At 67.2% G+C, this 21664-nt stretch carries 17 protein-coding genes; 10 read left to right on the plus strand and 7 right to left on the minus strand.

Translation table 11 applies throughout. From position 1 onward, the window contains the following. Positions 1-21 precede the first annotated feature (21 nt). Positions 22-1635: a sensor histidine kinase gene (locus AC5P7X_RS19140; protein ID WP_053499189.1), complete on the minus strand. Its 1614-nt coding sequence runs from the start codon at positions 1633-1635 to the stop codon at positions 22-24. A 408-nt stretch (positions 1636-2043) separates the two neighbouring features. On the opposite strand from AC5P7X_RS19140, the gene sucC reads away from it, so the two are divergent. The 3 genes from sucC to AC5P7X_RS19155 all read left to right on the plus strand — a co-directional run bounded on the left by sucC (position 2044) and on the right by AC5P7X_RS19155 (position 5980). Further along, on the plus strand, positions 2044-3213 hold the full coding sequence (gene sucC / locus AC5P7X_RS19145) for an ADP-forming succinate--CoA ligase subunit beta (RefSeq protein WP_005418614.1): 1170 nt from the start codon (positions 2044-2046) through the stop codon (positions 3211-3213). Between the two features lie 24 nt (positions 3214-3237). Continuing rightward, a complete protein-coding gene (gene sucD, locus AC5P7X_RS19150; protein WP_005418610.1) occupies positions 3238-4113 on the plus strand; it encodes a succinate--CoA ligase subunit alpha in 876 nt (291 codons plus the stop codon). A gap of 232 nt (positions 4114-4345) precedes the next feature. Beyond that, positions 4346-5980, plus strand: coding sequence for an NAD+ synthase (locus AC5P7X_RS19155; RefSeq protein ID WP_053499187.1), 1635 nt, complete (start codon positions 4346-4348; stop codon positions 5978-5980). Between the two features lie 114 nt (positions 5981-6094). On the opposite strand, the gene AC5P7X_RS19160 is transcribed toward AC5P7X_RS19155, so the two are convergent. Beyond that, positions 6095-7300, minus strand: coding sequence for a lipase family protein (locus AC5P7X_RS19160; protein ID WP_070490409.1), 1206 nt, complete (start codon positions 7298-7300; stop codon positions 6095-6097). 190 nt (positions 7301-7490) lie between these two features. After that, on the minus strand, positions 7491-8378 hold the full coding sequence (locus AC5P7X_RS19165) for an outer membrane protein assembly factor BamD (RefSeq protein WP_032960726.1): 888 nt from the start codon (positions 8376-8378) through the stop codon (positions 7491-7493). Between the two features lie 112 nt (positions 8379-8490). Here AC5P7X_RS19165 and rluD point away from each other — a divergent pair, with 112 nt between their 5' ends. From rluD to AC5P7X_RS19185, 4 genes are read left to right on the plus strand one after another with little or no spacing between them, the layout of a single operon-like run. Next, positions 8491-9480, plus strand: coding sequence for a 23S rRNA pseudouridine(1911/1915/1917) synthase RluD (gene rluD, locus AC5P7X_RS19170; RefSeq protein ID WP_329843358.1), 990 nt, complete (start codon positions 8491-8493; stop codon positions 9478-9480). Continuing rightward, a complete protein-coding gene (pgeF, locus tag AC5P7X_RS19175) occupies positions 9480-10250 on the plus strand; it encodes a peptidoglycan editing factor PgeF (RefSeq protein WP_138952676.1) in 771 nt (256 codons plus the stop codon). Before rluD ends, pgeF begins: the two co-directional genes overlap by 1 nt. A gap of 20 nt (positions 10251-10270) precedes the next feature. Further along, positions 10271-10777, plus strand: coding sequence for a DUF4166 domain-containing protein (locus AC5P7X_RS19180; RefSeq protein WP_111126798.1), 507 nt, complete (start codon positions 10271-10273; stop codon positions 10775-10777). Beyond that, on the plus strand, positions 10752-11189 hold the full coding sequence (locus tag AC5P7X_RS19185; protein WP_053499177.1) for a thiol-disulfide oxidoreductase DCC family protein: 438 nt from the start codon (positions 10752-10754) through the stop codon (positions 11187-11189). The genes AC5P7X_RS19180 and AC5P7X_RS19185 overlap by 26 nt, the downstream gene beginning before the upstream one ends. A 71-nt stretch (positions 11190-11260) precedes the next feature. On the opposite strand, the gene otsA is transcribed toward AC5P7X_RS19185, so the two are convergent. The 4 genes from otsA to AC5P7X_RS19205 form a co-directional block, all read right to left on the minus strand. Next, the gene (otsA, locus tag AC5P7X_RS19190) at positions 11261-12625 is read right to left on the minus strand and encodes an alpha,alpha-trehalose-phosphate synthase (UDP-forming) (RefSeq protein ID WP_053499175.1); all 1365 of its coding nucleotides are present in this window, start codon (positions 12623-12625) and stop codon (positions 11261-11263) included. After that, a complete protein-coding gene (locus tag AC5P7X_RS19195) occupies positions 12622-14403 on the minus strand; it encodes a glycoside hydrolase family 15 protein (protein WP_053499222.1) in 1782 nt (593 codons plus the stop codon). Before AC5P7X_RS19195 ends, otsA begins: the two co-directional genes overlap by 4 nt. Before the next feature lie 41 nt (positions 14404-14444). Next, the gene (gene otsB, locus AC5P7X_RS19200) at positions 14445-15203 is read right to left on the minus strand and encodes a trehalose-phosphatase (RefSeq protein WP_061480563.1); all 759 of its coding nucleotides are present in this window, start codon (positions 15201-15203) and stop codon (positions 14445-14447) included. Positions 15204-15515: 312 nt separating this feature from the next. After that, entirely contained in the window at positions 15516-17951 is a 2436-nt protein-coding gene (locus tag AC5P7X_RS19205; RefSeq protein ID WP_262232916.1) for a TonB-dependent receptor plug domain-containing protein, read from the minus strand. A 214-nt stretch (positions 17952-18165) separates the two neighbouring features. Between AC5P7X_RS19205 and AC5P7X_RS19210 the strand changes: the two genes are divergently transcribed. From AC5P7X_RS19210 to AC5P7X_RS19220, 3 genes are all read left to right on the plus strand, one after another. After that, positions 18166-18648 carry a DUF3574 domain-containing protein gene (locus AC5P7X_RS19210; RefSeq protein WP_021202058.1) on the plus strand — a complete coding sequence of 161 codons (483 nt, stop codon included), beginning with the start codon at positions 18166-18168 and terminating at the stop codon, positions 18646-18648. Positions 18649-18684: 36 nt separating this feature from the next. Beyond that, entirely contained in the window at positions 18685-19542 is an 858-nt protein-coding gene (locus AC5P7X_RS19215) for an FG-GAP repeat protein (RefSeq protein ID WP_171957523.1), read from the plus strand. Between the two features lie 126 nt (positions 19543-19668). Further along, the gene (locus tag AC5P7X_RS19220; RefSeq protein WP_053501149.1) at positions 19669-21387 is read left to right on the plus strand and encodes a thiamine pyrophosphate-dependent enzyme; all 1719 of its coding nucleotides are present in this window, start codon (positions 19669-19671) and stop codon (positions 21385-21387) included. The last annotated feature ends 277 nt before the right edge of the window (positions 21388-21664 follow it).

Below are 21664 nucleotides of genomic sequence, written 5' to 3' on the forward strand. Positions count from 1 at the left end.
GTTTGACGCACAGAATCGAGATCAGGTGGGCAACAGCGTATGCGGGCCGGGCAGCACCAGGCGGAAGCAGGAGCCTCCAGCGGGAACCGGGATGTAGTCCAGCCGCGCCTGGTTGGCTCGGCACAGCTCGCGGGCGATATACAGGCCCAGCCCGGTGCCATGCTCGGACGTGGTGAAGAACGGCCGGAACAACTGTGCGGCGACACTCTCGGGAATACCGGGGCCGCGATCCATCACGTCGATGACCGCACTGCGCTCGTGCTGCGCCACGCGCAGGCGCACCCGCGCCGGCTGCTGGCCAATGCGGCCATATTTGAGCGCGTTGTGCACCAGCACGGTCAGCACCTGGTAGAGGTGCTTGCTGTCGACCTGGGCCAGCACCGAGGTGTCGTTGATGATCGGCTCGATGCTGTCGGTCTCCAGCGTCTGCCCCTGCTTGTACTCCAGCACGAAGCGGCGCACGAAGGCGGCCAGGTCGACGTTTTCGGGCGTGGCGCGCTCGCGCCGGGCCAGGCCCAGCACGCTTTCGACGATGCCGTTGGTGCGCTGGCACTGCTGGCGGATGATCTGCAGCAGGCGGCGGTCGCTTTCGTTGAAGCCGGTGCCTTCCTCCAGCAGCTGCACCGCGTAGTTGATCGCGGCCAGCGGGTTGCGGATCTCGTGGGCGAGGCTGGCCGAGAAGCGTCCCATTGCTGACAGGGTGAGCGACTCGGCACGGCGCGAGACCACGCTGGAGTCGTCCAGGAATACCAGGGCCAGCTCGCTGCCGGCCAGCAGGCGCGCAAAGCGGGGCTGCACTTCGGGCTGGTCGGGGTTGAGCTGCAGCGGCAGTTCGTCCTGCGCCCAGCCGTTGCGCCAGCGCTGCAGGCGACGGGCCAGTTCCGGGGCGGCGCTGGCCAGGTCCAGGCGGCCGCTTTCGCCGCTGCCGTCGCTGTCACCGAGCAGCATCGAGGCGGCCTCGTTGGCCAGGGTGACACGGTTGTCGGCGTCGACCACCAGCACGCCGGTGCGCATGCGGCGGATGATCAGCTCGTTGATCTGGAACAGGTTGGCTACTTCGTCGCCGCGCTGGTTGGCCAGCTGCTGGTTGCGGCGCGCGCGGCTGCCGACCTGGTAACTGATGAAGGCCAGCGCCAGGTAGCTGGTGGCGAACATGGCCAGTTCGGCCAGGGTACGGGTGGGATCGCCGCCTTCCAGCAGCTTCCAGGTGTATTCCACGCCGGTGGCGAGGCTGGCGGCCAGTGCCAGGCCCAGCCCCAGGCTGAGCGGCAGCAGGGTGGCGGCAGCGGCGATGTTGAACAGCAGCGACATCGAGATGCCGGCGCTGGCACCGGGCAGGGCATGCGACAACAGGGTGGCGGCGACGATGTCCACCAGCACGCCGCTGACCACGATCGGGCGCAGCCAGCGTTCGTTGCGGCCGATCACCAGCGCCAGCAGCGACAGCCCCAGGTAGATGGCGGCGACGGTGTCGGCCAGCCGCGGGTGGTGGGCTTCGCCGACCATGGCCGACAGCGGGCTGTAGAGCAGGGCGGCGATGACCGAAGCGATCAGCACCCGGTACAGCGCGAAGAAATACAGCTCACGCCGCGGAATCGATTCGATGCGGTCGATCAATGAAGCACTGGGTGACACGCCGGAACTCCCCTTCTGGCTGCCTGGGTCTGGAATCTGCGGCGGGCCTGCCCGGCGTCCCCTGAGGCCGGGCGGTACGTCGCTTCGATGTGGCCTGCGGTGGAAAACCGTCGAGCACCCCCGACGCTACACACCCTGGCTGACCAGTATAGGGCCCCCGGCAGGGGCCCGCCGCTGCGGCCCGGATCGCGCATTTGGCCTGGGGTGGATACCGCTGCCCAGCCGGCCCCCGGGCGCAACTGCCTGAATGACGGCGGAAATCTGGCCGGGTCTGGCGTTTTGTACAGACTTCTTTGCGCCCCGGCGCCGGCTCGGCCACAATAGAGGGCCCGCCGCGGTCCGTGCCGGTGCCTCTTCCAGGGGGCCCTGAGGAATTGCGTGCGGTCGTTCCTATTCCCACGGTGACGCATGAATTTCCACGAATACCAGGCAAAACAACTGCTTGCCGAATACGGCATCCCGGTCCCGGCCGGCAAGGTCGCGGCGACCCCGGACGAGGCGGTTGAAGTCGCCCAGTCGCTGGGCCAGGGCCCCTGGATGGTCAAGGCGCAGATCCACGCTGGCGGCCGCGGCAAGGCTGGCGGCGTCAAGTTCTGCAAGACCGTCGACGACGTGAAGGCCGCAGCGGCGAAGATGCTCGGCACCAAGATGGCCACCTACCAGACCGCCGGCGTCGAGCTGCCGATCAACCTGGTGCTGGTGACCACCGCCGGTGAGATCGTCAAGGAGCTGTACCTGTCGGTCCTGGTGGATCGCGGCACCCGCACCATCAGCTACATCGCCTCTTCCGAAGGCGGCATGGAAATCGAGCAGGTCGCGGCCGAGACCCCGGACAAGATCCACACCCTGAACGTGGACTTCGTCGAGGGCGTGCAGGGTTACCACGGCCGTGACATCGGCTTCAAGATGGGCCTGACCGCCAAGCAGGCCGGCCAGTTCGCCAACATCATGGTGAACCTGTACCGCATCTTCAACGAGAAGGACCTGGCGCTGGTTGAGATCAACCCGCTGGCGATCCTGGACGATGGCAACCTGTACGCGCTGGACGGCAAGTTCAACAGCGACGACAACGCCAACTTCCGCCACAAGGAACTGGTCGCGATGCGCGACAAGTCCCAGGAAGATGAAACCGAAGTGACCGCTTCGGAGCTGGACATCAACTACGTCACCATGGACGGCAACATCGGCTGCATGGTGAACGGTGCCGGCCTGGCCATGGCCACCATGGACGTCATCAAGCTCAACGGCGGCGAGCCGGCGAACTTCCTGGACGTGGGCGGCGGTGCGAACAAGCAGCGCGTCATCGAAGCGTTCAAGCTGATCCTGTCCTCGGACAAGGTTGAAGGCATCTTCGTCAACATCTTCGGCGGCATCGTCCGCTGCGACATGATTGCCGAAGGCATCATCGCCGCCGTGAAGGAAGTGGGCGTCAAGGTTCCGGTCGTGGTGCGCCTGGAAGGCACCAACGTGGAAGAGGGCAAGCAGCTGCTGCGTGACAGCGGCATGGCCATCATCCCGGCTGACAACATCAACGACGGCGCCAAGAAGGTCGTTGAAGCGGTCAAGAACGCCGCCTGATCCACGACACCGAAGGAAATTCCCATGTCTGTTTTGATTAACAAGAACACCAAGGTGATCGTGCAGGGCTTCACCGGCCAGCAGGGCACCTTCCACGCCACTCAGATGATCGAGTACGGCACCCAGGTTGTTGGCGGCGTGACCCCGGGCAAGGGTGGCACCACCCACATCGACCTGCCGGTCTTCAACACCGTTGCCGACGCCGTGCAGAGCACCGGCGCCAACGCTTCGGTCATCTACGTGCCGCCGCCGTTCGCGGCCGACGCGATCCTGGAAGCTGCGGCTGCCGGCATCAAGGTGATCGTCTGCATCACCGAAGGCATCCCGGTGCTGGACATGCTGCGCGTGAAGAACGTGCTGACCCGTTCCTACCCGGACACCGTGCTGATCGGGCCGAACTGCCCGGGCGTCATCACGCCGGGCGAGTGCAAGATCGGCATCATGCCGGGCCACATCCACAAGCCGGGCAAGATCGGCATCGTGTCGCGTTCGGGCACCCTGACCTATGAAGCGGTCAAGCAGACCACCGAAGTCGGCCTGGGCCAGTCCACCTGCATCGGCATCGGCGGTGACCCGATCAACGGCCTGAACTTCGTCGACTGCCTGAAGCTGTTCAACGAAGACCCGCAGACCGAAGGCATCATCATGGTCGGCGAGATCGGCGGTGACGCTGAAGAAGCCGGCGCCGAGTACATCAAGAACCACGTGAAGAAGCCGGTCGTCGGTTTCATCGCCGGTGCGTCGGCTCCGGCCGGCAAGCGCATGGGCCACGCGGGCGCGATCGCCTCGGGCGGCAAGGGCACCGCGGAAGGCAAGTTCGCCGCGATGGAAGCTGCTGGCGTGGTCACCGTCCGCTCGCCGGGCGACCTGGGCGCCGCCATCGCCAAGCTGGTGAAATAAGATCGACTGCCTCGCGCAGACGATGCTGTAGAGCCGGCCGCTGGCCGGCTGCCTGAAACAGAAGGGCCGCCTCCGGGCGGCCTTTCTGCGTCTGGTGCCCTGGCCATCCTGGCAACCCCATCCACGCATGGCGTGGATCTACTGAGCCAGGGCTGTCCATGCAGTGCGTGCGCCCGGCGAGCGCATGGCGCGGCGTTACAATGGAAGCATTGCAACCACAGGCTGGATTCCCATGGCTTCGATCCGCATCGCGATGGCGCAGTTCGACTTCCCGGTCGGCGACGTCGCCGGCAACACCGAGCGCATCATCGAGATGATCGGCCAGGCGCGCGATGAGTACGGCGCCGAGCTGGTGATGTTCCCCGAGCTGGCGGTGAGCGGGTACCCGCCGGAGGACCTGCTGCTGCGCCCGGGTTTCCTGTACGAGTGCGAGCAGGCGATGACCCGTATCGCCACCGCCTGCCGTGGCATCACCGCCGTGGTCGGCTGGCCGCAGGCGGCTGGCGCGGTGGTCTACAACGCTGCCAGCGTACTGCGTGACGGCCTGGTCGAGCAGACCTACCGCAAGCGCGAACTGCCCAACTACGCGGTCTTCGACGAGCGCCGCTACTTCGACGTCGATCCGGATGGTGGCAGCTGCGTGTTCGAGGTCAATGGCATTCCGGTCGGCCTGCTGATCTGCGAGGACCTGTGGTTCGCCGAGCCGCTGGCCGACACCATGCGCGCGGGTGCGCAGCTGGTGGTGGTGCCGAATGCTTCGCCCTACGAGCGTGGCAAGCACGCGCAGCGCGACGCCGTGCTGGCCGCGCGTACCCGCGAGAGCGGGGCGGCCATCGCTTACCTCAACGTGGTGGGCGGCCAGGATGCGCTGGTGTTCGACGGTGCTTCGGTGGTGGCGGATGGTGATGGCACGGTGCACCCGGCCGCTGCTGCCTTCGTCGACCAGTGGCTGGTGGTGGAGTATGACGGTGAGACCCGCCGCTTCATGCCGCATGTGTGGATGGACGACGGCGACGAGAGCATGGACGCGCTGGCCTGGCGCGCGGTGACCCGTGGCATCCAGGACTATTGCCGCAAGAACGGCTTCAGGAAGGTGTGGCTGGGCCTGTCCGGTGGCATCGACTCGGCCCTGGTGCTGGCATTGGCCGTGGATGCGATGGGCGCGGAGAACGTGACCGCCGTGCGCCTGCCCTCACGCTACACCGCCGGCCTGTCCAACGACCTGGCCGCCGAGCAGTGCCGGGCGCTGGGGGTGAAGCTTGAGGCTGTGTCGATCGAGCCGGCGTTCAAGGGCCTGATGGAATCGCTGGCGCCGATGTTCGAAGGCACCGCGCCGGACGTGACCGAAGAGAACCTGCAGTCGCGCAGCCGCGGCGTGATCCTGATGGCGCTGGCCAACAAGTTCGGTGGCCTGCTGCTGACCACCGGCAACAAGAGCGAGTACGCGGTCGGCTACGCCACCATCTACGGCGACATGTGCGGTGGCTATGCGCCACTGAAGGACCTGTACAAGACCGAAGTGTTCGGCCTGTCCAAGTGGCGCAATACCGTGGGCGGCGCACCGGTGATCCCGCCGGCGGTGATCAGCCGCCCGCCGTCGGCCGAGCTGCGCGAGAACCAGCTGGACCAGGATTCGTTGCCGGCCTATGACGTGCTGGACGGCATCCTCTACCGCTACATCGACCAGGAGCAGTCGCGCGGCGAGATCGTGGCCGCCGGCTACGACGCAGCCGTGGTCGACCGCGTGCTGCGCCTGGTGCGCATCAGCGAGTGGAAGCGGCACCAGGCCGCGCCGGGGCCGAAGGTCTCGCGCCGCGCGTTCGGCCGCGAGCGGCGCTACCCGATCAGCAACGGCTACAAGGGCTGAGGCAGCGCTTGGCGGGTCGTGCCGGCCGCTGGCCGGCAACCCGTTGGCCCCTCCCCGGTGGGTGCGGAGCTTGGTCCGCACGATGGTCGAAGATCATCCACGCTTGGCGTGGATCTACCGGACTCCGTCGAGCAACTGTTCGAGGCCGGCGGTTTCCGCAGCGTCGTTGAAGGGATCGTCCCCCAGTCGCGCACGTACGAACCCCACGCTATCGACCGCCGCTGCGTCCAGCGTGCCCCGGTGGTCGACGGGGTAGCGCCGGAACGCGACCGGCTCGCCTCGCAGGGCCAGGCCAGCGGCGTACAGCAGGGTGGTCAGGTAGGGCACATCGCGGTCCTGGCTGCCATGGCCCAACATCAGCGGTTGGCTGAAGCCGCGGCGCGGTACGCCGAGATAGTCGTACAGCACCGCCCAGATGCCCGGCACGCTGGCCAGCGGCGCAGTGAACATGCTGCCGGTGTCGGCGCCGTCCAGCGTGGTGGCCAGTTCGCCCAGGCACTGCTCGCGTGCCACCGCCACCCGCGCGCGGCCTTCATCGCTGAGGACGCGGTCGATCTGCGGCGCGACCTGCAGCAGGCCATCGAGCAGATACGCGTGATACGCGTTGAGCGCGCCCGGATTGGCGGTGCGGTTGTCCGGCTTCATCACCAGCGCGGTCAGTTCGACTGCGGTGGGCGTGCCGGTGGTGAAGCTGCCGCGGTACTGCAGCGACGGTCCGCCATAGGTGGGGGCGATGTGGCCCGCCGTGAGCGCGGCGGCACCGCCCTGCGAATGGCCGACCGAGACCCAGCGCGGCGACAGCGTCCCGTTGCCGAGGTACTGGCGGCTGGCCTTGATCATGTCGATGGCGTTGCGCGCGGCAGTGCGCACATGCAGATAGGCATGGTCGCCTGAGCTTCCGAGGCCCTGGTAATCCGCGGCGACCACTGCATAGCCCTGTGCCAGGAACCGATCGAGAAAGTGCCCGTCGCGTTCGGGTTGGTAGGGGCCGGAGACCGAGGGCGCACAACGATCTGCAATGCCCTGGGTGCCATGCGCCCACGACACCACCGGCCAACCGCCGATGGGCGGCGTGCCGGCGGGCAGGTACAGCAGGCCGGTGCCTTCGGCCAGCTGCCCGCGGTGGTCAGGGGTGCGGTAGTGCAGTTTGTAGGCCTGGGCGGCCTGGGACGGCACCCAGGTGGCGCGATAGGGGGCTGCGGACAGCAGATCGCCCGCTGCGTCCTGTGCGGCGGCCGGCGGCGCCGAGGTCAGCGCCAGCAGCGCGATGGCGAGGAGGCAGGACAGAGGGCGGATACTGCAGCAGGGCAGACGGGCCATGGGGCGCTCCGTGATGGCCGGTGTGGCCGTGGCGCTGCAGTGTGGATGATCGTGCCCGGGCAGGCTGCGACCGGCGTCGCATCCGCCGGGTATTCGTAGCATTCCTAGTGTCGTGGTCCATTGGCGCACGAACCATCCACGCATGGCGTGGATCTACCGACAAAGAAAAGGCCCCTTTCGGGGCCCTCGCTTACTTCTTTTCCAGTCGCGCGTTGCGCTGGCCGGTGCTGGCGGACTTCTCGCCGGCGAACGGGTTCAGCTTGCGGATCATCCACGGGTACTTCGGCCACTTGCCTTCCAGCCACGGGTGGTCCGGCTGGTTCAGCTGCAGGACGCGGCGGGCGTCGTCGGCCAGGGTCTTGTTGCCCAGGTGGGTGTAGGAATCGGCCAGCACGGCCACGGCGTCGTACTGGAAGGCGCTCTGCGGGTAGGTTTCCAGCAGGTAGTTGGCGCGGCCCACGGCTGACACCCAGGCGCCGCGGCGCATGTAGTACAGCGCGTTGTCCAGCTCGTGCTGGGCGAACACGTCACGCAGCTCCAGCATGCGCTGGCGCGCATCGGCGGCGTAGCGGCTGTTCGGGTAACGATCCACCACGATGTTGAAGTCCGAGTACGCCTGGTGCGGCGTGGACAGGTCGCGGCGGCTGGCATCCAGCGACCATACGCGGCGCAGGAAAACCGTACTGCGGTTGGAGTTGGCCAGGCCGCGCAGGTAGTACAGATAGGCAATATTGCGGTGGGTCGGGTAGGTGCGGATGAAGCGGTCGATGCTGGACACCGCGTCATCGTGCTTGCCGGCCTTGTACTGGGCGTAGGCGGTTTCGATCATCGCCTGCTCGGTGTACGGACCGTACGGATACTGGGCCACCAGACGGCGGAAGCTGGCTTCGGCGCCGCTCCAGTTGCCGCCCTGCATCAGCTTGTGGCTTTTCTCGTACAGCTGTTCGACCGGCACGCCTTCATCGGGGCGATCACCCTTCTTGGCGCCGCGATGGCAGCCGGTTGCGGCGATGACCAGCACCAGCAGCAGGGCGGTGAGGCGGACGGGCGCGGAGAGCATGGCGGAGCGTCGGATCATGGGGTCGAGGCGGGACGCGGCTGGAATACGAAGGGTCGATGATAGCCTAGTGTCCTGTCCAGCGACTGAAACCGGCCGCCGGGACCCCAAAATTTCAAAGAATGCCCCTGCCATGTCTGAACAACCCTCTGAATCGGCCCGCCAGGCCATCGTCCCCGACACCGCCGCCGGCCGCCGTTTCGACGCGGTCGTGGCCGAACTGTTCCCCGAATACTCGCGCTCGCGGTTGACCGAGTGGATCAAGGCCGGGGAGGTCCTGCTGGACGGTGCCCAGGTGCGCCCGCGCGATCCGCTGCGCGGCGGCGAGGTGGTGACCCTCAACGCGGTGCTGGAAACCCAGACCGATGCCCAGCCGGAGGACATCCCGCTGGACGTGCTGTTCGAGGACGAGCACCTGCTGGTGATCAACAAGCCGGTCGGCCTGGTGGTCCATCCGGGGGCCGGCAACCACAGCGGCACCCTGGTCAACGCGCTGCTGTTCCGCGATCCGTCGGTGGCGGTGCTGCCGCGCGCCGGCATCGTGCACCGCCTGGACAAGGACACCAGCGGCGTGATGGTGGTGGCCAAGACCCTGGAAGCGCAGACCGCGCTGGTCGAGCAGCTGGCGGCACGTGACGTGCACCGTCAGTACCTGGCCATCGTGATGGGCGCGTTGGTGGCCGGTGGTACAGCCGATGCCCCGATCGACCGCCACCCGCGCGACCGCCTGAAGATGGCGGTGCGTGAGGACGGCAAGGAGGCGGTGACCCACTACCGCCTGCGCGAGCGCTTCCGGGCACACACCGCGCTGGAGTGCCGCCTGGAAACCGGCCGTACCCACCAGATCCGCGTGCACATGGCGCACGTGCGCCATCCGATCATCGGCGACCCGCTGTATGGCGGCGCGCTGAAGCTGCCCAAGGGCGCCAGCGACGAGCTGGTGGCCGCGCTGCGCGGCTTCAAGCGCCAGGCCCTGCACGCCGAGACCCTGGAGTTCATGCACCCGATCACCGGTGAACCGGTGCGCAACACTGCGCCGGTGCCGGACGACATGCTGCACCTGATGAAGGTGCTGCGCGAAGACAGCGAAGCCTTCGCCGCCCGCGAGCGGGACCACTGGTGATGGCGGCCGCGCTGCCGTTGCTGCAGGCCGACTGGCCGGCGCCCGCAGGCGTCCATGCGCTGACCACGCGCCGGCACGGTGCGGGCATCTCGCCGGCGCCGTTCGCGCAGTTCAACCTGGGCAACCGGCACGCGGCCGATGGTGATACCCCAGCCAACGTTGAGCACAACCGCCAGCTGCTGCAGCAGGGGCTGGCGCTGCCGTCGGCACCGCACTGGCTGCGCCAGGTGCACAGCAGCACCGTGCTGCGCTTCGATGCACCGCCGGCGCCCGGCGCGAGCGAGCCGGTGGCCGACGCGGCGGTAACCTCGGTGCCGGGCGTGGTGCTGGCGATCCTGACCGCCGACTGCCTGCCGGTGGTGTTCGCCGCCGCAGACGGCAGCGAGGTGGGCGCGGCCCATGCCGGCTGGCGGGGGCTGGCCGACGGCATGCTGGAGGCCACGGTGGCCGCCATGCAGACGTCGCCGGCGCAGCTGCGGGCCTGGTTGGGCCCGGCCGCCGGGCCGTCCGACTATGAGATCGGCGAGGAGGTCTATCACGCCTTCGTCGGCCATGATCCCGCTGCTGAGGGGGCGTTCGTCGCGACCCGTCCCGGACACTGGAAGGTGGACCTGTTCGCGCTGGCGCGGCAGCGCCTGCAGTCTGCGGGGATGGACCCGGCACAGGTGTATGGTGGCACGGTGTCGACGATGGCCGACCCGGACCTGTATTCGCATCGGCGCGATCGTCGCACCGGGCGCATGGCGACCCTGGCCTGGATCGCGCCCTGACTGCGCCGCTGTTCGCGCGTGTGCTGGGGCCGGCCTTTGCCACCCTGGCAGGACCGGTGCAGGCGCTGCATGCCGCGCCGTTGCCGTGCCGCTACGCAGGGCAGGCCTGCATCGTGAGGGGGCGGCACTGGCTGGTGCCGCTGCTGGCTGCGTTGGCGCGGTTGCCACAGGACGGTGACGCGCTGCCCACCGAGGTGGCGTTCAACCGCTACCGGCAGGGCGAGCAGTGGGCGCGGCGGTTCGGCCGCTGGCCAATGGTGTCGCGGCTGTGGGCGCACGACGGGCATCTGCGCGAGCAGCTGGGCGCGGTGCGCTTCGAGTTCGCGCTGCAGGCCCGCGACGGTGGTATCGACTGGTCGGTGCGTCGGGTCTGGGCGTTCGGGCTGCTGCCGCTGCCGACGCGTTGGTTCGGCGGTGTGCGCTGCCGTGAAGCCTGGCAGGGCGAGCGCTACACTTTCCTGGTCGATGTGACGCTGCCCTGGGCCGGAGCCCTGATCCGCTATGAAGGTTGGCTCGAACCGCAGTGACGCTGCCGCCGAGGCTGGCAGCGCGGTGGTCGTGTTCGATGGCGTGTGCGCACTGTGCAATCGCTGGGTTCGGTTCCTGCTGCGTTTCGACCGCAGGGGGCGCTACCGCTTTGCAGCGATGCAGGGGCAGAAGGGCAGCGCGATGCTGCGCGCGCACGGGCTGGATCCGCAGGACCCGATGTCGTTCCTGCTGCTGGACGCACAGGGGGCCTGGACCGATACCGATGCGATCCTGCGCGTACTTGCGGGGCTGGGCGGCGCCTGGCGCCTGGCCGGCGTGCTGCGGCTCGTGCCGCGCCGCTGGCGTGATGCGGCGTATCGCGCGCTGGCACGCAACCGCTACCGCTGGTTCGGTCGGCATGACACCTGCCATCTACCCGCACCGGAACAGGCCGCGCGGTTCCTGGATTGACGAAAAAGGGGACGGAGGGGATTAAGTCGTTTGTGCATAAACGACTTAATCCCCTCCGTCCCCTTTTTTCTTCAGCCTTCCAGCGCGTCGAGGTAGCTGCGGCGCCAGTGGTTGATGTCGTAGGTGCGCAGATGTTCCATCATCGCGTGCCAGCGTTCCTTGCGCCTGGTCAGTGACATCGTCGCTGCGGTGGCGATCGCGTCGGCCACGCCGTCGAGGTCGTGCGGGTTCACCAGCAGTGCCTGCTTCAGTTCGTCGGCGGCGCCGGCCAGCAGTGACAGCACCAGCACGCCGGGATCCTCCGGGTCCTGCGAGGCCACGTATTCCTTGGCCACCAGGTTCATGCCATCGCGCAGCGGCGTGACCAGGCCGACCGCCGCCGCTCGGTAGAAGCCGGTGAGCGTGGCATGGGTGAAGTTCTGGTTGACGTAGCGCAGTGGCGTCCAGTCCGGCTCGGCGTGGCCACCGTTGATGTGGCCGGCGATCTGTTCCAGTTGGCTGCGCAGCTGCCGGTACTCGGTGACATCGCCGCGCGAGACCGGCGCAATCTGCAGGTAGGTGAGCGAGCCGCGCTGGTCGGGGTGACGCTGCAGGTAGCGTTCGAAGCCGAGGAAGCGTTCGGGCAGGCCCTTGGAGTAATCCAGGCGATCCACGCCGATCGCCAGCTGGCGGTCCCGCAGGCTGCTGCGCAGGTTCTTCACTGCGGCCTTGGTCGCGGCGGTGCCGGCCTGACGCGCGATCAGGTCGGTGTCGATGCCGATCGGGAAAGCCGCCGCGCGGAATCGGCGCCCACCGGGTGCTTCCAGCTCACCGTTGTCGAGCACGCGGCCACCACCGAACAGGCGCAGGTACGTCTGGAAGCGATCGGCATCGCGCTGGGTCTGGAAGCCGACCAGGTCGTAGGCGTACAGCGCGGAGAACAACCGCAGGTGGTCGGGCATGGCCTGCAGCAGGTCGGCCGACGGCATCGGAATGTGCAGGAAGAAGCCGATGCGGCAGCCGATGCCGCGCTCGCGCAGCAGTGCGCCGAGCGGGATCAGGTGGTAGTCGTGGATCCAGACGATGTCGTCCTCGCGCAGCAATGGCGCGAGCTTGTCGGCGAACAGCGCATTGACCTTGTGGTAGGTCTCGCGGGTGCCGCGGTCGTAGTCGACCAGGTCCAGCCGGAAGTGCAGCAATGGCCACAGCGTGCGGTTGGCGAAACCATTGTAGTAGCCATCGACCTCGCGCTTGCTCAGGTCCATGGTGACGTAGTCGATGTCACCATCCTTCTGCCGGTGCAGCGTGCCGCTGCCTTCCTTTACGGTCTTGCCGCTCCAGCCGAACCACAGGCCGCCGCGCTCCTTCAGGGCGGCCAGCAGGCCGACCGCCAGGCCGCCTGCGCGGTTCTCGCCGGGCACGGCCACACGATTTGATACCACAACCAGACGACTCACGATGCCTCCTGCCAGGACCGCGACAGGCGCATCGCGGCGGTGATCAGGCCGACATGCGAATAGGTCTGCGGGAAGTTACCCCAGGCCTCGCCGGTGTCGAAGGCCAGATCCTCCGACAGCAGGCCCAGGTGATTGCGCTGCTTCAGCAGCAGCTCGAACATCTCGCGCGCCTCGTCCAGGCGCCCGATGGCGGCCAGTGCGTCGATGTACCAGAACGTGCAGATGGTGAAGCTGGTTTCCGGCTCACCGAAGTCATCCGGAGCGACATAGCGGTACAGCGAATTGCCGTGCTTGAGGTCACGGCCGATGGCTTCGACGGTGGCGATGAAGCGGGCGTCCATCGCGTCGATGAAGCCGATGTCGGCCAGCAGCAGCAGCGAGGCGTCCAGGCGATGGCCACCGAAGGTATCGGTGAAGTGGCCCAGCTCTTCGCTCCACGATTCGGCCATGATACGCGCGTGGATGGTGTCGGCACGTGTGCGCCAGTAGTGGGCGCGGTCATCGCGCTTCAGCCGCACGGCGATCTTGCACAGGCGGTCGCAGGCGGCCCAGCACATCGCGCTGGTGTAGGTGTGTACCTCGGTGCGGCCGCGGAACTCCCACAGGCCGGCATCGGGTACGTCGTGCAGGGCGAAGGCCTGCTCGCCGAGGGGTTCGAGGCGGGCGAAGGTGTGCGCATCACCCGGGTCCTGCAGGCGCCGGTCGAAGAACAGCTGCGTGGACGCCAGCACGACGCTGCCGTAGACATCGTGCTGGCGCTGCACCCAGGCCAGATTGCCCCGCCGTACCGGGCCCATGCCGCGGTAGCCGGACAGGCTGGGGACCTCATCTTCGTCCAGCTTGGCTTCGAAGCCGATGCCGTACAGCGGCTGCAGCGTGCCGTCGGTGGTGGCCAGATTGAAGATGTAGCCGAGGAACTGTTCCATCGTGCGCGTGGCGCCGAGGCGGTTCAGCGCCCGCACCACGAACGCCGCATCACGCAGCCAGCAGTAGCGGTAGTCCCAGTTGCGCACGCTGCCGGGGGCTTCAGGAATGGAGGTGGTCATCGCCGCGATGATCGCGCCGCTGTCCTCGTACTGGCACAGCTTCAGCGTGATCGCACTGCGGATCACCGCGTCCTGCCATTCCAGGGGAATGGACAGGTAGCGCACCCATTCGCGCCAGTAATCGCGGGTACGCTGGAAGGCCTCCTGCACATAGCCGCTGATCGAACGGTTGAGCGATTCATCCACGCCCAGGATCAGGTGGATGGGATGGTTGAGCACGAACGGCAGGCCATCGCGCACGAAGCGCACCGGCACGTCGGTGGTCAGCCGCAGCACGTGTTCGGGCAGCACCCAGCGCACATGGTTGCTGCCCCAGGTGGATTCCGGAACGCGCGCGCCCCAGTCCGCCAGCGGGCGTGCGCGTACGGTGATGCGCGGGCTGCCAGCCAGCGGACGCACCTGGCGGATCAGGCTGACCGGGCGGTAGAAACGGTCGTTCTGGCGCCAGCGTGGGGCGAAGTCGAGGATTTCCAGTTCGCCGCCGTGCATGTCGCGCAGCACGGTGCGCAGGATCGCCGTGTTGGTCAGGTATTCCTGCTCGCTGCTGGCGAAGTCTTCCAGCTCGATGGCGAAGTCGCCACCGGTCTGCTGGTTGGGGCCGAGCAGCGCACAGAAGGTAGGGTCGCCGTCGAAGGTGGGCAGGCAGCTCCAGACAACGCGGGCACGTTTGTCGACCAGGGCGCCGAAGCTGCCGTTGCCGACCACGCCCAGATCAAGATCGGGTTGGGTCATCACGCGGTACATCTCGGTTGCGGCCGTGGGGGGTGGCCGGGTCAATAGGCATTCTCACGCAGCCAGGCGTGCACGCTGCGTATGTCGGGCAGCGCGAACACCGCCGCGCTGGGTTCACGTTCGCCCACCAGCACGCTCCAGCCATGCTGGCCGTTGGCGGCATCGAAACCGAACTCATCGGTCAGGTCATCGCCGAGGAACACCGGCAGGCGACCGCGGAAGGGCAGGTACTGCATCATCCGAAGCACCGCACGGCCCTTGTCCGTGCCGACGGGCACGAATTCGACTACATGGTCGCCGGGTTGCAGGCGGTAGCTGGCACGGCCCCGCACGTGGCGGTCGGCGAAGGCGCGGACGTCCCTGGCTGCATGCGGCGCGCCGCGCCAGTGCAGGGCCAGGCCGACACCCTTGTCTTCCACCAGCACGCCGGGATGGCCGTGGGCGAAGCGCATCGCCTGCTGGTGCAGTGCGTGCAGCCATTCGGCGGTGTCGTCATCGTGTTCGTCGCGCAGTACGCGACCATCCTGCCCACGCAGTTCATGGCCATGCAGGCCCGCAGCAGGCAGTTGCAGCGGAGCGAACAGTTGATCCAGCTGTTCGAGCGGGCGACCACTGACCAGTGCCACGGCACCTTCCAGGCGGTCGCTGATGCGGCCGATGGCTTCGCGCACATCCGGCAGCAGCTGCACGGCATCCGGGCGTGCAGCGAATTCGATCAGGGTGCCGTCGACATCAAGGAACAACGCGCAGGCGTCATCCAGCAATGGCGGCGGCGGACGCAGAGGGAGCGGTTCAGCCATGACGCCCAGCTTGCCAGCGTGGGCGTGTACGTGGGGTCGAGGGCAGGCTACGGCCTTGCTTCGGTGGGTGCCGACCGTTGGTCGGCACAAAGGGTCAGCCTGCATTGACCCCAGACAGTGCGGACCAACGGTCCACACCCACCGAGAGCGATCACTTCCGGTGGGTGCCAACCATTGGTTGGCACAAAGGGTCAGCCTGCATTGACCCCAGGTAGTGCCGACCAACGGTCGGCACGAAGGGGAGGCTTGCATGGCACCCAGGCAGTGCGGACCAACGGTCCGCACCCACCGGGAGTGATTGGTCCAATGCAATCAGAACGTATAGCGGACGCGGCCGTAGTAGTACGCACCGTTGCTGCCGATCGGCGACAGCACGTCGTACGGCAGGTTGCCGAAGTAGTGGATATCGCTGTTGGATCGATCCGGATAGTTGTCGGTCAGGTTCTGCCCGCCGAGAGCCACGCTCCACTGCGGGGTGATGCGGTATTCGACTTCCGCATCCAGCTGCCACTCGGCCTGGTAGGTCTGGCGCGGGATGTAGCCGTCACCGAAGTTGAACACGCGGGTGGCGCTGCCATAGCGGTTCACGCGGGTGCTCAGCGACCAGTGGTCGTTGCTCCATGCGGCCGAGAAACTACCACGCGTGCGCGGCGTGGCGTCGGTCAGCGTGTTGGTCTCTTCGATGCCGAACAGCACGTAGTCCGGATTCAGCGCGCGCAGCTGGGCCGGGGTGGCCAGCACGTTCTTCAGCGTGGTCTTGGTATACGCATAGGTGCCGGTCAGCAGCAGCTGGCCATCGCCCAGCGACTGGCGCCAGTTGCTCACCAGCTCGGCGCCACGGGTGCGGGTGTCGGCGGCGTTGACGAAGAAGCTGGCGCTCTGCAGGCCGCTGACGCCGTAGTTGGCGGCCACGTAGTCGGTCAGTGCATCACCGGTGATGCTCTCCGACAGTGCAATGCGGTCATCGATGTCGATCTGGAAGAAGTCCAGCGAAAGGTCGAAATGCTCGCCGATGCGGCTGGTGAAACCGAGCGAGGTGTTCAGCGATTTCTCTGGTTTCAGGTTCTGCGCCCCCAGGCCGCGTGCGATCGGATTGTTGACTGACAGCAGGCGGCCCTGCACCAGCTGGCCACCTGCGTTGTAGCCGGTGGAGGTGGACTCGTAGCCGATCTGTGCCAGCGACGGCGCGCGGAAGTTGTTGGAGATGGCGCCACGCAACGCGAACGCCGGGGTGAACTCATAGCGCAGGCCGAGCTTGCCGGTCAGTTCGCCGCCGAAGTCGTCGTTGTGCTCGTAGCGCGCGGCCAGGTCGGTGGAGAACTTCTCGCCGAACTGGCTGGACAGGCTGGCATAGGCACTGGCCACATCGCGCGACAGGCGCGCCGCATCCTGCGGGGTCAGGCCACCACCGGCCTGTGAACCGGTCGGGCGGTCGGTGTACGGGCCGGCCGCATAGCTGGCCGGGTCGCCGGGGCGGGTCTGGTAGCGCTCATGGCGTGCTTCCACGCCCAGGCCCAGCGTGTGGCTGATGCTGTCGCTCTGGGTGAACACGCGGCTCAGATCGAGATTGCCCACCGTCTGTGCGTACTGGTAATCGGCGGTCTTGAAGCGGGTCGGGCTGGTCGGGCCCAGCGACGCGTTGAGCGAATCACGCAGGCGATAGGTGAAGTCGTTCTGGCCGTAGTCCAGGCTGCCGTCGTAGCTCCATTCACTCCACTGCCCGCGCACGCCGGCCACGGCCTGCACGTCGCGGTTCTCACCTTCGGAGATCGGCCGGTAGCCGTTCGGATAGACCTGCTTCCAGTTGGCATCGCCATCGGGATAGCGGAAGTAGTTCGCGCCTTCGGTGTCGCGCTGGTTGAAGGTGCCGAACGCGTAGAACGTCGAGGTCTGGCCGACCGGAATCTCGGTGTTCAGCCACAGGTTGATGTCCTTGCTCTTGCCATCGCCCAGCACATAGTTGCGCTTGCCCTGCAGCACCAGGTTGTCCGGAGTCTGGTCCCACGGCGGAATCTGGTCGAAGCCGGCGCGGTTGGTACCGTTGCGGTGCTTGTATTCCAGGCCGACGCGCAGGAAGCCGCCGTCTTCGCCCAGCGAGGTGCCGACCTTGGCGCTGAGGTTGCCGGTCTGGCCATCGGTGAGGGTGCGGCCGATCGGCTTGAGGTCGGTGTGGTTGGCACCGTAGCTCGCCTCGATCTCGCCGCCGTCACCGCCGTTGTCGAGAATCACGTTGATCACGCCGGCCACGGCGTCCGAGCCGTACAGCGCCCCGGCGCCATCGCGCAGCACTTCAATGCGCTTGATCGCGCTGACCGGAATCGAATTGAAATCGACCGGGGTGGTGCCCTTGCCGATCTTGCTGTCGGTGTTGACCAGCGCGGTGTGGTGGCGGCGCTTGCCGTTGACCAGCACCAGCACCTGGTCCGGCGACAGGCCACGCAACTGCGCGGCGCGCACATGGTCGGCGCCACCGGAGTTGGACTGGCGCGGGAAGTTGAACGACGGCAGCAGCGCCTGCAGCGCGCTGCCCAGCTCACCGTTGACCACGCCCGCCTTGCGGATGTCCTCGGCGGTGAGCACATCCACCGGCGAGGTGGATTCGAGCACGGTGCGGTCGGCGGCACGGGTGCCGGTAACGATCACCGTATCCAGGTTGGTGGCGTCCTGGGCCAGGGCCGGGGCGGCGGCGGAGGAAAGCGCGAGGGCGATGGCGAGGCCGAGCGGCGACGCGAGCAGGCGGGCGGACATGGGGGCTCCAGCAACAACGACGACGGGGGAAGGGGAGATAGTTTCACTTACATCCATCCGGATGAAGCGATATATTATCTTCGCGTGATGACCGGTGCGGATGCAAGCCCCTGCCGGTCCGGCATGAGCTGATGCCCGGTTGGCATCAGCACGCCGGGCCGGTGGCGCTGTACGCTGCCGGCTCGCCTTGTCCCCCTTCCCCGGAGCTGTACCGATGAAACACCTTGGCCTCGTCTTCGCCGTGCTGTTGGCCACCAGCGGCTGCGCCAGCCTCTCATCGCAGGCGCCCAGCGCCTATGCCACGGCCACTACCGCCGAACTGAAGGGCGACGCCGCGCGCCCGTCTTCCGCGCACGGCTGGGTGCGCAGCGAGCTGTACTTCGGCGTAGGCGAGGAGCAGGGCGCCGGCAACCGCCCGCAGGCCGACACCATCAGCGACGCGCAGTGGCGAACCTTCCTGGACAAGGAAGTGACCCCGCGCTTCCCGGATGGCCTGACCGTGTTCGATGCCTATGGCCAGTGGCTGTTCCGCGGCGATGCCGCGCCCAACCGCCTGCGCACCAAGGTGCTGGTGGTGCTGCATGAGGACACCCCGCAGCGCCGCGCCGATATCGAAGCGATCCGCTTGGCGTGGAAGCAGCAGACCAGGCATCAGTCGGTGCTGTGGTCGCGGCAGCCGGTCGAGGTATCGTTCTGAGTTGAAGGTGCCGCCGCGGTGCCGCAGGGAGCAATGATGAACTACAGGGAATGCCTGCTGGGCCTGGTGTTGGCCGGCACGCTGGCACCGACGGCGCGCGCCGGTGGGGACGACGGCGAAACCTTGCGCTTCCAGGTGGCCGCGCACGTGCAGGCACAGGCCGATCCCCTGCAGGACGGCAGCATTGCCGTGCAGCTGTCACCGTCGGGCAAGCGGCAGACGCTGGCCGGCGCGGCGGATGCCGACGGCACTTCGCGATGGTCGCTCGAAGATGTCGATTCCGATGGTTACCCGGAACTGGTCGCACGCGCCCCGGTCGGCATGGTCAACGAAGCGGTGGCGGTGTACCGGTTCGATCCCGCCAGTGCCGGGTTCCGCGCGCTGCGGGCTGCAACCCACGGCAGGGAGAGCTGCGGCGAGCTGATGGGCCTGATGGTCGACCACCTGAGCCGCACCCTGACCAGCAGCTGCCGCAGCGGCCCGATGTGGTACACCGACCAGTATCGCTTTGCAGGCGCGACACTCTATCTGTACCGCGCCGAGAGCGTGCTGATGCTGGGCGATACGGTAAACGCCGCGCTGCAGTGGGAGCAGACCGACGAGCAGGGTCCGCTGGCCGTCTGGCGCACCTATGATCCCGCCGGCCGTGTGCTGGAAAGTGCCATTGCCGATGGCCTGGGCGCACCGCCGGATGGACCGTTGCGCGGCCAGCAGGCCACCGTGGTACCCGCGCGGCTGTTCCTGTTCGATCGGCCTGGTGCGTCCAGCACCAAGCGTTACCTGGTGCAGGGCGATCGCGTGGAATTGCAGGATGAACAGAACGGCTGGGTGAAGCTGCGCTATCGCAGCCCGAATCACGGCGACGTGCTGGGCTGGATCAACGTCAACGACTAAAAGGGGACGGAGGGAATTAAGTCGTTTGTGGCACAAGCGACTTAATTCCCTCCGTCCCCTTTTTTTGCGGAGGCATCACTTCATCGGGTCTAGCCTCGGGGGTTCCCCCGTTCGAGGATGTATCCGATGAGCAAGCGCGTGGCCGAAATCGTGGTGGACGCCCTGCAGCAGGCCGGTGTCCGCCGTTGCTACGGCATCGTGGGCGATACGCTCAACCATGTGACCGATGCGATGCATGGCAGCGAGATCGCCTGGGTGCACGTGCGCCATGAAGAAGTGGCAGCGTTCGCTGCCGGCGCCGATTCGCTGGTGAGCGGCGAGTTGACCGCCTGCGCGGGTTCCTGTGGTCCCGGTGGCCTGCACTTCATCAACGGCGTGTTCGAGAGCAACCGCAACCGTGCGCCGATGGTGCTGATCGCCAGCCAGGTGGTGACCAGCGAGCTGGGCATGGAATTCCCGCAGGAAGTGGATTTCAAGGCGGTCTATGGCAGCTGCACGGTGTTCTGCGAGCAGGTGCACAGCCCGGAGCAGGCGCGACGCGTGGTGGCCCTGGCCTGCCAGGCCGCGATCAGCCGCCGTGGCGTGGCGGTGGTGATCCTGCCGGCCGATATCAGCCAGGCCGAGGTGAAGCACGACGTGCCGTTCTCGGTGCATTACACCCAGCCGGTACTGCGCCCCTCCGACGCCGAGCTGCAGCGCATCGCCGAGCTGCTGGGGCAGGGCAAGCGCATCGGCATCTACGCCGGTGCCGGTTGCCAGGGTGCGCACGCGCAGCTGCTGGAGCTGGCCCGGCGCTTGCAGGCCCCGATCGCGCATACCTCGCGCGCGAAGGATTTCGTCGAGCCGGACAACCCGTACAACATGGGCATGACCGGCATCTTCGGCATCGAGTCCGGCTTCCACACGCTGATGGAGTGCGACACGCTGCTGCTGCTCGGCGCCGACTTCGCCTGGGGCCAGTTCTACCCGGACAAGGCCACCATCATCCAGGTCGACCGCGATGGCAGCCACCTTGGCCGCCGCCACCCGGTGAACCTCGGCGTGGTCGGCGATATCGCACCGACGCTGGATGCATTGCTGCCGATGCTGCCACCGCGCGAGGACAGCAGTTTCCTGGACGAGTGCATCGAGCATCGCGACAAGGCGCTGAAGAAGCGCGAACAGGAAGAGCAGCCGGGCGAAGGCGAATTGATCCATCCGCAGCACCTGACCGCGCTGCTCTCGAAGCACGCTACCGAGGATGCACTGTTCACCGCCGACGGCGGCTCGCCGATGGTGTGGGTGCTGCGCCATATCCGCGTGAACGGCAGCCGCCGCACGTTGACCAGCCTGCTGCACGGCACGATGGCCAACGCGATGCCGCAGGCGCTGGGACTGCAGAAGGCCTTCCCCGGCCGGCAGGTGATTTCACTGTCCGGCGATGGTGGCCTGGCAATGCTGCTGGGCGACCTGTTGACCGCGGTACAGGAGAATCTGCCGATCAAGGTAGTGGTGTTCAACAACGGCTCGCTGAACTTCGTCGAGCTGGAGCAGAAGGTGGAAGGCCTTCTGGATAACTACACCGACCTGAAGAACCCGGACTTCGGCCGCCTGGCCGAAGTGATCGGCTTCCATGGCCGCACGGTCACCCGCAGCGAGGATCTGGAGGAAGCGGTGCAGGATTTCCTGTCGCAGCGCGGCCCGGCATTGCTGGATGTGCACACCAGCCGCGCCGAGCTGGTGATGCCACCGCAGATCGAGGCCAAGCAGGTCGCCGGCACGGCGCTGTATGCGGCCAAGGCAGTGTTGAACGGTCGCTTCGACGACGTGAAGCACCTGCTGGTGGACAACTTCCTGAAGAAGTGAGGTGGTCGATGCAGGGCTGCGCCCTGCACCCGCGGTAGGGCCGGCCGCTGGCCGGCAACATCAGCAGCAACAGCAACAGCTGGGTATCCGTGGGATGGCGGGGTGGGTCCGGTTGCGGGGGGTGCTGCAAGTACGTCCATGTAAGCTCGGTCGCCGCTTGCTCGTGTGCGCAATCCTGCGCACACGGCAAGACCGGGGTTGGGCGTCCTGCCCAACCCGCCCGAGGCATGCCTCGGGCCCATGCGGCTCACGCCCCCGCAACCGGACCCACCCCGCC

It is taken from the genome of Stenotrophomonas sp. YJH_SMC_53, assembly GCF_059369995.1.